This is a genomic window from Pseudomonas sp. LBUM1649, from assembly GCF_059716155.1.
Window position 1 is genome coordinate 5,596,056 of the sequence record NZ_CP166807.1, and the last position, 13,478, is coordinate 5,609,533.

12 protein-coding genes are annotated in these 13,478 nt (G+C 61.9%); all 12 read right to left on the reverse strand.

Annotated features, from left to right (window positions below; genetic code table 11):
- Position 1: 1 nt before the first annotated feature.
- The 12 genes from ACA058_RS25840 to mraZ are packed head-to-tail and all read right to left on the reverse strand — an operon-like array spanning position 2 to position 13,377.
- A complete protein-coding gene (locus tag ACA058_RS25840) occupies positions 2-967 on the reverse strand; it encodes a D-alanine--D-alanine ligase (protein ID WP_497636496.1) in 966 nt (321 codons plus the stop codon).
- A complete protein-coding gene (gene murC, locus ACA058_RS25845; RefSeq protein WP_497636497.1) occupies positions 964-2,424 on the reverse strand; it encodes a UDP-N-acetylmuramate--L-alanine ligase in 1,461 nt (486 codons plus the stop codon). Before murC ends, ACA058_RS25840 begins: the two co-directional genes overlap by 4 nt.
- The gene (gene murG, locus ACA058_RS25850; protein ID WP_497636498.1) at positions 2,417-3,487 is read right to left on the reverse strand and encodes an undecaprenyldiphospho-muramoylpentapeptide beta-N-acetylglucosaminyltransferase; all 1,071 of its coding nucleotides are present in this window, start codon (positions 3,485-3,487) and stop codon (positions 2,417-2,419) included. Before murG ends, murC begins: the two co-directional genes overlap by 8 nt.
- The gene (ftsW, locus tag ACA058_RS25855; protein WP_497636499.1) at positions 3,477-4,694 is read right to left on the reverse strand and encodes a putative lipid II flippase FtsW; all 1,218 of its coding nucleotides are present in this window, start codon (positions 4,692-4,694) and stop codon (positions 3,477-3,479) included. Before ftsW ends, murG begins: the two co-directional genes overlap by 11 nt.
- A complete protein-coding gene (gene murD / locus ACA058_RS25860) occupies positions 4,691-6,037 on the reverse strand; it encodes a UDP-N-acetylmuramoyl-L-alanine--D-glutamate ligase (RefSeq protein ID WP_497636500.1) in 1,347 nt (448 codons plus the stop codon). Before murD ends, ftsW begins: the two co-directional genes overlap by 4 nt.
- A gap of 6 nt (positions 6,038-6,043) precedes the next feature.
- The gene (gene mraY, locus ACA058_RS25865; RefSeq protein WP_497636501.1) at positions 6,044-7,126 is read right to left on the reverse strand and encodes a phospho-N-acetylmuramoyl-pentapeptide-transferase; all 1,083 of its coding nucleotides are present in this window, start codon (positions 7,124-7,126) and stop codon (positions 6,044-6,046) included.
- Positions 7,126-8,493 carry a UDP-N-acetylmuramoyl-tripeptide--D-alanyl-D-alanine ligase gene (locus tag ACA058_RS25870; protein WP_497636502.1) on the reverse strand — a complete coding sequence of 456 codons (1,368 nt, stop codon included), beginning with the start codon at positions 8,491-8,493 and terminating at the stop codon, positions 7,126-7,128. Before ACA058_RS25870 ends, mraY begins: the two co-directional genes overlap by 1 nt.
- Positions 8,486-9,949 (reverse strand): UDP-N-acetylmuramoyl-L-alanyl-D-glutamate--2,6-diaminopimelate ligase, encoded by a 1,464-nt coding sequence (locus ACA058_RS25875; protein ID WP_497636503.1) that lies wholly within the window; start codon positions 9,947-9,949, stop codon positions 8,486-8,488. The genes ACA058_RS25870 and ACA058_RS25875 overlap by 8 nt, the downstream gene beginning before the upstream one ends.
- Entirely contained in the window at positions 9,949-11,688 is a 1,740-nt protein-coding gene (locus ACA058_RS25880) for a peptidoglycan D,D-transpeptidase FtsI family protein (protein WP_497640002.1), read from the reverse strand. The genes ACA058_RS25875 and ACA058_RS25880 overlap by 1 nt, the downstream gene beginning before the upstream one ends.
- The gene (ftsL, locus tag ACA058_RS25885) at positions 11,688-11,981 is read right to left on the reverse strand and encodes a cell division protein FtsL (protein ID WP_497636504.1); all 294 of its coding nucleotides are present in this window, start codon (positions 11,979-11,981) and stop codon (positions 11,688-11,690) included. Before ftsL ends, ACA058_RS25880 begins: the two co-directional genes overlap by 1 nt.
- Positions 11,978-12,925 carry a 16S rRNA (cytosine(1402)-N(4))-methyltransferase RsmH gene (gene rsmH / locus ACA058_RS25890; RefSeq protein WP_497636505.1) on the reverse strand — a complete coding sequence of 316 codons (948 nt, stop codon included), beginning with the start codon at positions 12,923-12,925 and terminating at the stop codon, positions 11,978-11,980. Before rsmH ends, ftsL begins: the two co-directional genes overlap by 4 nt.
- Positions 12,922-13,377, reverse strand: coding sequence for a division/cell wall cluster transcriptional repressor MraZ (mraZ, locus tag ACA058_RS25895; RefSeq protein ID WP_033040298.1), 456 nt, complete (start codon positions 13,375-13,377; stop codon positions 12,922-12,924). The genes rsmH and mraZ overlap by 4 nt, the downstream gene beginning before the upstream one ends.
- Between the last annotated feature and the right edge of the window lie 101 nt (positions 13,378-13,478).

Genomic DNA, 13,478 nt, shown 5'->3' on the forward strand with positions numbered 1-13,478 from the left:
CTTAACCTCGCGGCTCTTGCTTGCCGAAGCTCTCGGCCAGAATGGCCAGAACCAATTGCTGGAAATCCAGTCCGGCAGCACGGGCCGCCATCGGCACCAGACTGTGATCGGTCATGCCCGGTGCCGTGTTGACTTCCAGGAACCAGAACTGCCCTTCGGCGTCCTGCATCACGTCCGCCCTGCCCCAACCGGCGATACCCAACGCTTCACAGGCTTTCGCCGTGAGGTCCATGAGTTCCTTTTCCTTGGCGCTGTTCAGGCCGCAGGGAATGCGGTACTGGGTATCGTTGGCGATGTACTTGGCGTCGTAGTCGTAGAAACTGTGCGTCGTGCCCAGGGCGATTGGAGGCAACACCTGGTCACGCAGGGTGGCGATGGTGAACTCCGGACCTTGAATCCATTGCTCGACCAACACTTGCGAATCGTAGGTACTGGCCGCTTTCCAGGCGTCGATCAATTCAGACGCGGAACTCACTTTGGCCATCCCGATACTTGAACCTTCATGGGCCGGTTTGACGATCAAAGGGAAGCCCAGTTCCGTCGCCGCCGAAATACAATCGGCTTCGCTGCTCAGCACCGCATGACGTGGCGTCGGAATGCCCAGGCTGTGCCAGACCTGCTTGGTGCGCAGCTTGTCCATGGCCAGCGCCGAGGCGAGGATGCCGCTGCCGGTGTAGGGAATCCCCAGGCACTCGAGCAGGCCCTGCATGCTGCCGTCTTCACCGCCACGGCCGTGGAGGATGATGAAGGCGCGGTCGATCTTTTCGTTCAGCAGACGCTGCAGCAGGTCATCGCCGACGTCGAGGCCGAACGCGTCCACGCCTGCACTTTGCAGCGCATCGAGAACGGCGTTGCCCGACTTCAGGGACACTTCGCGTTCGGCACTCTTGCCGCCGAACAGCACGGCGACGCGGCCGAAGTCTTTCGGCGCGACGGTGCTGACGAGGTTGGCGTAGGCAGCAGTCATTTCAACTTCCCCTTGACCGGTGCGACAACGGCACCGGCGAACAACTCACTTTTCAACAGTTTCGGTGCGAGACCGCCGATATCACCGGCGCCCTGGCACAGCAGGATGTCGCCGGCACGCAACAGCGGCTTGACCAGCGGCGCGAGGTCGACACCGCGCTCGATGTAGATCGGGTCGAGCTGGCCGCGCTGGCGGATGCTGTTGCACAACTTGCGGCTGTCGGCGCCGGGGATCGGTTCTTCACCGGCCGGATAGACTTCCATCAGCAGCAGGACGTTGGCGTCGGCCAGTACATTGACGAAGTCGTCGTACAGGTCGCGGGTACGGCTGTAACGGTGCGGCTGGTAGACCATCACCAGGCGACGCTCCGGCCAGCCACCGCGCACGGCCTTGATCACCGCGGCGACTTCGGTCGGGTGGTGACCGTAGTCGTCCACCAGCATCACCTGGCCACCGTCCACCGGCAGTTCGCCGTAGACCTGGAAGCGTCGGCCAACACCCTGGAAGCCGGACAGGCCCTGGACGATGGCTTCATCGCTGACACCCTCGTCGGTGGCGATGCAGATCGTTGCCAGGGCGTTCAATACGTTGTGGTTGCCCGGCATGTTCACCGACACGTCCAGTGGCTCGCGGTCTGGGCGCAGCACGGTAAAGAACGTCTGCATGCCTTGCTGGCGCACATTGATGGCGCGCACGTCGCAGTCTTCGCCGAAGCCGTAGGTGACGGTCGGACGTTTGACCTGCGGGAGGATTTCACGCACCACCGGATCGTCCAGGCACACCACCGCCAAGCCGTAGAAAGGCAGGTTGTGGAGGAACTCGACGAAGGTTTTCTTCAGTTTGTTGAAGTCACCGTCGTAGGTCGCCATGTGGTCGGCGTCGATGTTGGTGACCACGGCCACCAGCGGCTGCAAGTGCAGGAAGCTGGCGTCGCTTTCGTCGGCTTCGGCGATCAGGTAGCGGCTGGTGCCGAGCTGGGCATTGGTGCCCGCGGCGTTCAGGCGGCCACCGATGACGAACGTCGGGTCCAGGCCACCGGCGGCGAACACCGAGGCGATCAGGCTGGTGGTGGTGGTTTTGCCGTGGGTACCGGCAACGGCGATGCCGTGGCGATAACGCATCAGCTCGGCCAGCATTTCTGCCCGTGGTACTACCGGGATACGACGTTCCAGCGCGGTGGCGACTTCCGGGTTGGAAGTGTTCACGGCACTGGACACCACCAGCACGTCGGCAGCGGCAGCGTTCTCGGCGCGGTGACCGATGAAAATCTGCGCGCCGAAAGATTCCAGGCGCTCGGTGACCGGCGAAGCCTTAAGGTCCGAACCGGACACTTCGTAGCCCAGGTTCAACAGCACCTCGGCAATCCCGCACATGCCCACGCCGCCGATCCCGACGAAGTGGATGCGACGGATGCGGCGCATTTCCGGGTGCGGCATGGCTTTCTGATTCTCAACCATGGGCCACCTCCAGGCAGGTATCGACCACGTTACGGGTGGCATCGGGTTTGGCCAGGCGGCGGGCCGCAGTGGCCATATCGTTGAGTCGTTGTGGTTGCATCAGGACCTCTGTCAGGCGCGCGGCAAGATCCGCTGCACCGGTCGTTCTTTGCGGCATCAGGAAGGCTGCGCCTTCACGGGCCAAATAATCGGCATTGCGGGTCTGGTGATCGTCGATCGCGTGGGGCAACGGCACCAGCATCGAGGGCAGACCGGCGGCAGCCAGTTCACTGATGGTCAGCGCACCTGCGCGACATACCACCAGGTCGGCCCAGCCATAGGCTTGGGCCATGTCTTTGATGAAGGGCTGCACCTGCGCCTCTACGCCAGCCGCGCGATAGCGCTCTGCAGTCACTTCATCATGGTTTTTGCCGGCCTGATGGAACACTTCCGGACGCAAGTCGACGGCGACTTGCGACAGGGCTTCAGGCAGCAGCTTGTTCAACGGTTCTGCGCCCAGGCTTCCGCCCAGGATCAGCAAACGCGCCTTGCGACCCGCCAGGGCGGTCCGCGGTGTTTCGAGGAACAGCTCGGTGCGCACCGGGTTACCGGTGGTCCGACGGCTGGTCGACAGGGTAAAGGTGTCGGGGAACGCTTCACAGACCCGGGCGGCCAACGGCACCAGCAACCGATTGGCGGTACCGGCCACGGCGTTCTGTTCGTGAACGATCACCGGCACGCCGGCCAGTTTGGCAGCGACGCCACCAGGACCGGTCACATATCCGCCAAAACCCACCACGCAAGCCGGCTGCAAACGACGAATGATCGCCCGCGCCTGCCAGACCGATTTGAGCAACATGAACGGCGCCTTGAGCAGAGACAACTTGCCCTTGCCACGCAAACCGCTGGCGTTGATCCGATGCAGTTCGATGCCGGCCGCCGGGACCAGCTCGTTCTCGATGCCGCGCGGCGTGCCGAGCCAGTGCACGGTGTAGCCGCGGGACTGGAATTCGCGGGCACAGGCCAAGGCCGGGAACACGTGGCCCCCGGTGCCGCCGGCCATGATCAACACATTAGCGCCCATGGTTCGGCTCCTCGGCGAAGTCGCTCTCATGGAACTCCATCTCTTCGCTGCCCAGGTGGGTTCGACTCTCCCACTCGATGCGCAGCAACAAGCCGAGACAGGCACAGCAGATCACCAACGAACTGCCGCCATAGCTGAGGAACGGCAGCGTCAAACCCTTGGTTGGCAGCAGGCCGACGTTCACGCCGATGTTGATCAGGAACTGACCAATCCACAGGAACGACAAACCGTAGGCGACATAGGCGGCGAAGAACTGCTTTGCCTTCTCGGCCCACAAACCGATGTACATGCCGCGAATACAGACGAAGACGAACAGCGCCACCGTGCACAAGGAACCCACGGCACCCAGCTCTTCGGCCAGGACTGAAAACACGAAGTCGGTGTGGGCTTCCGGCAGGTAGAACTGTTTCTGCACGCTGTTGCCCAGGCCAACGCCGAGCCATTCGCCGCGACCAAACGCGATCAACGCCTGGGACAACTGATAGCCGGCACCGAACTGGTCAGCCCACGGGTCGGCAAAGTTGGTCAGACGCGCCATTCGATAGGGCTGCATCTGGATCAACAACACCACCGCGCCGACAGCCAGCACAACCATCAAGGAAAAGCGGAACAGCCCGACCCCGCCGAGGAACAGCATCGCCGCCGCCGCGCCCATCATCACGACGGTGGCACCGAAGTCCGGCTCCATCAGCAACAGACCCGCCATCGGCAGCAGCACGATGAATGGCTTGAAGAAACCCATCCAGCTTTCACGCACTTCTTTCTGGCGACGCACCAGATAACCGGCGAGGTAGATCACCACGAATACCTTGGCGATCTCGGAAGGCTGGACGTTGAAAAAACTGAAGCCGATCCAGCGCATCGAACCGTTCACCTCACGGCCGATCCCCGGAATGATCACCATCACCAGCAAACCGAAGGCACCCAGCAGCATCAACCAGCCCAGGCGTTGCCAGGTGGCGATCGGGATCATCATGGTGACGATGCAGGCACCCAGGCCCAGCACCGCGTAGATAAGGTGGCGAATCATGTAATACAGGGCGCTGCCCGCCTGTACTGCCGCCACTTCGGTGGAGGCCGATGCAATCATGACCAGCCCCAGGCCGAGCAGCGTCAGGCAACCGGCGAGCATCGGGAAGTCGAGGTCGATACCGCGCCCGGTGATGAGCGGCGATGGGTACGGCTTGATGATGCCTCGAAGACTCATGCCAGTTCCTCCACTGCTTGGACGAACTGGTGACCACGGTCTTCGTAGTTCTTGAACATGTCGAAACTGGCGCACGCCGGCGACAGCAGCACCACGTCGCCCGGTTGCGCAGCGGCGCGGCATTGCTCGACGGCTTCGACCAGGGAGCTCGCACGAATCAGTGGAACGGCATCGCCAATGGCCTGGCCGATCTTGTCGGAGTCGCGACCCATGAGGATCACGGCGCGGCAGTTGGCCCCCACCGGATCGCGCAGGTCCTTGAATTCGGCACCCTTGCCATCACCGCCAGCAATCAGCACGACCTTGCCGTCGATGTCCGCACCCAGGCCTTCGATGGCCGCCAGCGCGGCGCCCACGTTGGTGGCCTTGGAGTCGTTGTAATAACCCACGCCATCCAGGTCGCGGACCCATTGGCAACGATGCTCGAGCCCGGCGAAGGTGCGCAGGGCCGACAGCATGGCGTCGAACGGCAAGCCGACGGCGTGACCCAGTGCCAATGCCGCCAGGGCGTTGGATTGGTTATGGGCGCCGCGAACTTTCAATTCGCGCACTGGCATCAGGTTCTGGAATTCGAAGGCCAGGTACTTCTCGCCGCCTTCTTCGCGGATTCCGAACGCCTTGAAATCCGGTTTGTTCAGGCCGAAGGTCCAGCATGGCTGGCCCTCACCCATCAGCGGCCGGCTCAGGGCATCCTGGCGGTTGACCACGAACTGCCTGGCACCACGGAAAATCCGGTGCTTGGCCAGGTGATAAGCCGGCAGGCCGCTGTAGCGGTCCATGTGGTCTTCGCTGATGTTGAGTACGGTCGCCACTTCGGCGTTGAGTTGATCGGTGGTTTCCAGTTGGAAGCTTGACAGCTCCATCACGTACAGCTCGACGTCGTCGCCAAGCAAGTCCAGCGCCGGCGTACCCAGGTTGCCGCCAACGGCCACTCGCTTACCCGCCGCAGCCGCCATCTCGCCGACCAGGGTGGTCACGGTGCTTTTCGCGTTGGAACCGCTGATGGCCACGATCGGCGCCTTCGCGTTACGCGCGAACAGCTCGATGTCGCCGGACAATTTCACGCCACGGGCAGCGGCGGCCTGCAGGGCCGGGGTCGCCAGTGCCAGGCCGGGGCTCACGTAAAGCTCGTCGGCACGGCACAGGAACTCGACGTCCAGCTCGCCACAACGCACTTCCACCTGCGGGTAGTCACGCTTGAGCGTGGCCAGTTCCGGTGGGCTTTCGCGCGTATCGGCCACCGCAAACGCCACGCCCCGGTTCGCCAGGAAGCGAACCAGGGACATGCCGCTCTTGCCGAGGCCGACAACGATGCGGAAGTGGTCAGACGCGATCAGGGACACGAGTTTCTACCTCAGTTTCAGGGTGGCAAGGCCGATCAGCACGAGAATCACGGTGATGATCCAGAAACGGACGATCACGCGTGGCTCGGGCCAGCCCTTGAGTTCAAAGTGGTGGTGAATCGGTGCCATGCGGAACACACGGCGACCGGTCAGTTTAAAGGAAGCAACCTGAATGACGACTGACAGGGTTTCCATCACGAACACGCCGCCCATGATGAACAGGACGATTTCCTGGCGGACGATCACTGCGATGGTGCCCAGGGCCGCGCCCAGCGCCAGCGCGCCGACGTCACCCATGAAAACCTGCGCCGGGTAGGTGTTGAACCACAGGAACCCGAGGCCCGCACCAATCAGCGCGCCGCAGAACACGATCAGCTCACCCGCGCCCGGCACATAAGGGATCAGCAGGTATTCGGCGAATTTCACGTTACCCGACAGGTAGCAGAAGATCCCCAGGCCACCCCCGACCATCACGGTCGGCATGATCGCCAGGCCGTCGAGGCCGTCGGTCAGGTTGACCGCGTTGCTCGAGCCCACGATCACGAAATAGGTCAGGACGATGAAACCTGCACCCAGGGCAATGCTGTGGTCCTTGAGCATCGGCAGGATCAGCGTGGTTTCCACCGGCGTCGCCGCGGTCTTGTAAAGAAAGATCGCCGCGCCCAGGCCGAACACCGACTGCCAGAAGTACTTCCAGCGACTCGGCAAGCCACGGGAGTTTTTTTCGATCACTTTGCGATAGTCGTCGACCCAGCCGATGGCCCCGAACAACAGGGTTACCAACAGAACGACCCAGACATAACGGTTGGTCAGGTCAGCCCACAGCAGGGTGCTGACACCGATCGACGATAGAATCAGTGCGCCGCCCATGGTCGGGGTGCCGGACTTGGACAGGTGCGATTGCGGGCCGTCGTTGCGAACTGACTGGCCGATCTGACGGTTCTGCAGGGTGCGGATCATCCACGGGCCATAGCACAGCGACAAAACCAGCGCGGTCAGCACACCAAGAATCCCGCGCAGGGTCAGGTACTGGAAGACCGCGAAGCCTTTGTAGAACTGTTGCAGATACTCCGCTAGCAGCAGCAGCATTAATGTTTCTCCAGACTGGTCCCGCACAAAGCGGCAACGATGTTTTCCATCGCAGCACTGCGCGAGCCCTTGATCAAAATGGTGGTATTTGTGTCTTGCTCGGCCCCCAGGGCCTTAATCAGTTCAGCCTGCGTGCTGAAGTGAAAGGCTTGTGGTCCGAAGGCGTTGACGGCGTGAACCATCATCGGCCCGACGGCGTACAGCGCAGAAACCTTGCCACGGGCGTAGTCGCCCACGTCGCGGTGCCCCTGCTGCGCCCAGTCGCCCAACTCGCCGATATCCCCGAGCACCAGAACGGTACGACCGGAAAAGCCGGCCAGTATATCAACGGCAGCGCACATGGAGGTGGGGTTCGCGTTATAAGTGTCATCGATCACGCGCATGCCATTGCTGGCCAGTTGCGCGACAGTGCGACCCTTGACCGGTTGCACTGCACCGAGGCCGGTGGCGATGCCGAACAGCGACACACCCAGGGCATGGGCGGCAGCCGCGGCGGCCATGGCATTGGCGACGTTATGGGTGCCGAGCAGGTTCAGTTGAACGCGCTCCACACCTTCAGGACTGTGCAAGTTGAACGCCGGGCAACCGCGGGCGTCGCGATCCAGATCACTGGCGTAGAAATCGGCACTGACGTTACTCAGGGCGAATGTCAGAACCTTGCGCTCGCCGGCACGGGTCTTCCAGATGTCAAAAGCCTTGTCGTCCAGATTGAGAACGGCGACGCCATCGGCCGCCAGCCCTTCAATGATCTCGCCCTTGGCTTCGACGATTTTTTCCGGCCCGCCAAACTCGCCAACGTGGGCGGTCCCGGCATTGTTCAGAATGGCCACATGGGGATTGGTCATGCCCACGGTGTAGGCAATTTCACCCAGGCGCGAAGCACCGAGTTCGATCACGGCGGCGGTGTGTTCCGGCGCCAGTTCGAGCAGGGTCAGCGGCACGCCGAGGTCGTTGTTCAGGTTGCCACGGGTGGCCAGCACCGGACCGCGGGTACGCAGGATGCTCGCGAGCATTTCCTTGACCGTGGTCTTGCCGCTGGAACCGGTGACGGCGGCGACTGGCTGGGTGAACGCCGCGCGATTCAGCGCGCCCAGTTGCCCCAAGGCCTGGCGGGTATCGGCCACCAGCAATTGCGGCAGCGTGCTGTCGGCGACTTCGCGCTCGACCAGGGCTGCCACGGCACCTTTGGCCGCTACTTCATTGAGGTAGTCATGGCCATCGAAGCGTGGACCGGCCAAGGCAATGAACAGCTGGCCCGGCTTGATCGCGCGACTGTCGATGCTGACGGCGTCGAAGCTCGCGTCAGCGGTGATCAACCGCGCACTCAGCGCGCCGGTCAGTTCGCTCAGTTTCAAGGCTTTAAGCATGGGCCACCTCCCACGCGGTCAAGGCATGATCGGCCTCGACCAGATCGGAGAAGGCATGACGCTCACCGTTGATTTCCTGATAGTCCTCATGACCTTTACCGGCCAGGACAATCACGTCATCCGCCGACGCACCGGCGATCAACTGGGCAATTGCCTGGCCACGGCCGGCAACGAAGGTCACTTTATCCACCGCGGTGAAACCGGCACGGATGTCGTCGAAAATCACTGCCGGGTCTTCAGTGCGCGGGTTGTCGTCGGTGACCAGCACGCCATCGGCCAGACGCTCGACCACTTCGGCCATCAGCGGACGCTTGCCGCGATCGCGGTCGCCGCCACAGCCGAACAGGCACAGCAGCCGGCCTTTGACGTGAGGGCGCAGGGCCGTCAGGACTTTTTCCAGTGCGTCCGGGGTGTGGGCGTAATCGACCACCACCAACGGCTGGGTACCACCACCCAGGCGCTGCATGCGCCCGGCCGGGCCTTCGAGTTTCGGCAGCACCTTGAGAATTTCGTCCAGTGCGTAATCCAGACCGAGCAAGGCGCCAACCGCCGCCAAAACGTTGCTCAGATTGAAACGACCCAGCAACGTGCTGCGCAGGTGATGTTCGCCCTGGGGCGTGACCAACGTGGCACGCACGCCTTCGTCGTCGAACTGCGCCTGGCGGCAATAGAGGTAAGCGCTGCTGTCGAGCAGGCTGTAGGTGATCAGCCGTGATTCGCGCTTGTCGTTGGCCAGTTTCCGGCCGAACTCGTCGTCGAGGTTGATCACCCGGCATTTCAGATCGTTCCAGGCAAACAGCTTGCCCTTGGCTTCGCCATAGGCCTGCATGGTGCCGTGGTAATCCAGGTGGTCGCGGGACAGGTTGGTCATCACGGCTACGTCGAACGCCAGCGCGGTGACCCGGCCCTGATCCAAACCATGGGACGAGACTTCCATGGCAACCGCCTTGGCCCCGGCCTTTTTCAAGTCGCCCAAGGTCGCTTGCACCGCGATCGGGTTGGGCGTGGTGTGCAGGCCGCTTTCCAGCGCGCCATGAAAACCGCAGCCGAGGGTGCCGACAATGCCGCAGTGCTGGCCAAGCAGATCCAGCGCCTGGGCCACCAGTTGGGTCACGCTGGTCTTGCCATTGGTGCCGGTCACGCCCACCAGTTTCAGGTGATGGCTCGGCTCGCCATAAAAGCGCCCGGCGATGTCCGACAGCTGCGCCGCCAGCCCCTTGACCGGAATCAGCGGCACGTCAGTGATCGGCAGCACAGCGGCGCCTTCCACTTCATAAGCCACAGCCGCCGCACCGCGCGCAAGCGCATCGGCAATGTGCGCACGGCCGTCGAATTTGCCGCCCGGCACCGCGAGGAATAAGTCACCGGCGCGTACGTTGCGACTGTCGAGCGCCAATTCACGGATCAACAGATCGTGGCCGGCGTGGGGAAAAATCTTGTTCAGGCTCAAAGACATCAGCCGCGCCCTCCATTGGCTTTTAGTGGAACGACCGGCGTTGCGTTCGCTTGTTGGGTAGGTGGCAGGTTGTCCGGGGTGATGTTCATCAGACGCAGGGTGCCGGACATCACGCGGCTGAACACCGGCGCAGACACCAGACCGCCGAAGTAACCGGCCTTGGTCGGCTCGTCGATAACCACCACGATGGCGTAACGCGGATCGCTCATCGGGCCGAAACCGGCGAACAGCGAGCGGTAGGAGTTCTCGGCGTAACCTTTGGTGCCGACCGAAGTTTTACGCGCAGTACCGGACTTGCCGCCCACGTGATAGGCCGGCACCTGCGCACGGAATACACCGCGCGGCGCTTCGATCACTTGCTGCAGCATGCCTTGCATGGTTTTCGCGACTGCTTCCGGCAGCACCTGGGTGGTCTGCGGCGCCTTGTCGGTTTTGATCAGCGTCAGTGGCGCGAGGCGACCGTTGTTGGCCAGCGCCGAGAAGGCGTGAACCAACTGGATCGCCGTCACCGAAACACCGTAGCCGTAGGACAGCGTGGCGGTTTCAGCCTTGCGCCATTCACGGTAGTTCGGCAGGTTGCCGACACGCTCGCCCGGGAAGCCGAGGCCGGTATCCTGGCCGAGACCAACTTTCTGTGCGAGACGGAAAATCGTCTCGCCACCGATATCGAACGCGATCTTACTCATGCCGACGTTACTGGAATTGATCAGAATGCCGGCCAGGTCGAGCACCGGTCCTTCGGATTTGGATACGTCCTTGATGGTGTACTTGCCAATCTGCAAGGAGCCCGGATACACCTCGACAGTGTCGCTCGGTTTCCAGCGCCCGGTTTCGATGGCCGCGCTCATGGAGATCGCCTTCATGGTCGAGCCCGGTTCGAACACGTCGATCATCGCGCGGTTACGCATCATCGCCGGTTGCAGGTTGCGACGGTTGTTCGGGTTGTAGGTCGGCTGGTTGACCATGGCGAGGATTTCGCCGGTCTTCACGTCCATGATCACCAGGCTGCCGGCCTTGGCGCCGTTCTCGATGATCGCGTTGCGCAACTCGCGGTTGGCCAGGTATTGCAGGCGCAGGTCAATGGACAACGCCAAGGGCTTTCCGGCCTTGGCGTTTTTGGTGACCTGGACATCCTTGATCAACCGGCCGCGCCGGTCCTTGATCACCTGTCGTTTGCCGGGGACCCCGGCCAGCCATTCATCGTAGGCAAGCTCGACGCCTTCCCGTCCGTGGTCATCGATGTCGGTAAAGCCGACCATATGGGCGGTGACCTCACCGGCCGGGTAGAAACGGCGGAACTCTTCGATCCCGTAGACACCCGGCACTTTCAGGTCGAGTACGGCCTGGCCTTGCTCAGGCGTCAGCCCGCGCACCAGATAAATGAATTCCTTGTTGGCTTGTGCCTCAAGGCGCTCGGCCAGGGCTTTGGGGTCTTGCCCCAGCGCAGCAGCCAGTGCTGGCCACTTTTCCTTGGCCAGTTGCATTTCCTTGGCATTGGCCCACAGGGTGGTGACCGGGGTACTGACAGCCAAAGGTTCGCCATTACGGTCGGTGATCAGGCCACGGTGAGCCGGAATCGGAATATGCCGAACGCTGCGCGCATCACCCTGGCCTTTAAGGAAGGCACGGTCGACCACTTGCAGGTCAATGATGCGCCAGGCGATCGCCGCCACCATGACGCCGAGCAGACCCAGCACCAGGCGGAAGCGCCATGGAAAAAGAGCGCCTTCGAGTTTCATCATGGCGCCACCATCTGCACTTCGGCGGCGCCGGGAATGCGCATTTTCAGCTGTTCGGTGGCCAGCACTTCGATACGGCTATGGGCGGTCCAGGTGCTTTGTTCAAGAATCAAGCGACCCCATTCGGCCTGCGCCTTGTCGCGCACGCTCAATTCGCCGTACAGCGCGTTCAGCAACTGGCGGTTCCAGTGTGCGCTGTAGGACACGCCAATTGCCGACACGAGCACGCCAACGAACAACAGCAGCATGAAAAAGCTTCCGCCGGGAAGTGGCTTGGCGAAAAGCTTGCTCACCGCAGCTTCTCCGCCACACGCATGACAGCACTACGGGAACGTGGGTTGGCCTTCAGCTCGGCGTCGGAGGCCGTCTGCGCTTTGCCATGGATTTTGATTTTCGGTTCGAAAGCGACGTGCCGAACCGGCAGGTTGCGTGGCAGGTTGTCAGCTTCTCCTTTGACCAGCTTGCGCATGAACAACTTGACGATGCGATCTTCCAGCGAATGGAAGCTGATGACCACAAGGCGACCGCCCACTTCCAGGCTCTCCAGCGCCGCTTCGAGGCCGGCTTCCAGATCACCCAGTTCGTTGTTGACGTGAATGCGCAGGCCCTGGAATGCACGGGTTGCCGGGTTCTTGCCCTTTTCCCAGGCCGGATTCGCAACTTTCAGGACTTCAGCCAGATCGGCGGTGCGTTCGAACGGCTTGATATCACGACGTTCGGCCACGGCACGGGCCATGCGCCCGGAAAAACGCTCTTCGCCGTATTCCTTGAACACCCGGGCGATTTCTTCCACGGGCGCGGTATTGACGAATTCGGCAGCGCTGATCCCGCGGGACGGGTCCATGCGCATGTCCAGCGGACCATCGTTGAGGAAGCTGAAACCGCGCTGAGGATCATCCAGCTGTGGCGAAGAAACGCCAAGGTCCAGCAACACACCGCTGACCTTGCCGTTCATGTCGCGCGCGGCAACTTCCGCACCCAGCTCGGCAAAGCTACGCTGTACAACGACAAAGCGGCCGTCTTCGGCCGCTAGCGTCTGCCCGGTGGCAATCGCTTGAGGGTCTTTGTCGAACCCGAGCAACCGACCATCGGGACCGAGCTGGCTGAGGATCAACCGGCTGTGTCCGCCGCGTCCGAACGTGCCGTCCAGATAGCAGCCATCAGGACGTACGGCGAGAGCCTCGACGGCTTCGTCAAGCAGTACGGTGATGTGGTTAAAGCCGCTATCTATAGTCACAGGATCAATTCACGCAGTTCGTCAGGCATCGCGCCCGGTTCTTGAATAGCAGCCAGGTCAGCGGCAGCAACCGCATCCCAGGCATCCTCGTCCCACAATTGGAACTTGTTGAGTTGGCCTACCAACATCGCGCGCTTATCCAACTTGGCATATTCACGAAGACGCGGCGGAACCAGAAAACGACCACTGCCATCGAGCTCGAGGTCGACGGCATTACCAATCAGTAAACGTTGCAGACGGCGGTTCGCTTCGTGAAGCGAAGGCAGTGCGCGCAGTTTGGTTTCAATAATTTCCCACTCATCGAGGGGGTAAACACACAAACACGGATCAACGGCATCAATTGTGACGATTAACTGACCGGAACTACGCGAAACCAGCTCGTCGCGGTACCGGCTCGGCATGGCGAGACGGCCCTTTGCATCGAGACTGATAGCGTTGGCTCCGCGAAACACGTCAGCGTTTCTCCAAATTCTAGCGTTTTTAGCTCAAAAAACCCACTTCATGCCACTTTTCGCCACTTACGCACACTATAGGAATGCGCCCACCGCACCGT